General features: G+C 66.7%; 1 protein-coding gene. It reads right to left on the reverse strand.

Translation table 11 applies throughout. The features are described from left to right. On the reverse strand, positions 1–325 hold a 325-nt coding region (locus tag G4D86_RS51925), incomplete at its 3' end, for a transposase (protein WP_205520441.1). Positions 326–424 lie beyond the last annotated feature (99 nt).

The following is a 424-nucleotide window of genomic DNA, read 5'->3' on the forward strand; positions in this document are numbered from 1 at the left end:
CGTAGAGGCGGTTGTACTCGGGCCAGCTTGCATCGAGGTGGGCGATGAAGTCTGAGCGGCGCCGGCGCCTCCAATCTCCGCGCTGCAGGTAGCACGCGCTGAATGCCCGCAGCAGCAACTCGGCCTGGTTGAGCCACGAGGCATGAGGTGGCGTCACGAGGACACGCACGTGGCGGTAGCGGCGCGGCAGGTCGCTCGTATCCTCGGCGATGTGGATGGAGCCTCCATCCCAGATGAGGTGGACCCGTTGAGCCTTGCGGTAGGGGTGCAGCAGTTGGGGCAGGACTGCGCGCAGGCACGCCCCCCGTCGTTCTTCTCCAGGCACCAGCCCCGCATGGTGCCCGCGTGCACCACCAGCAGGGCCAGGAAGTTCACTTTCCCATGGCGCACGTACTCGAACTCGCGGTGCTCGATGTGAGCCTGC

Source organism: Pyxidicoccus caerfyrddinensis (assembly GCF_010894405.1).
Lineage (GTDB): Bacteria > Myxococcota > Myxococcia > Myxococcales > Myxococcaceae > Myxococcus > Myxococcus caerfyrddinensis.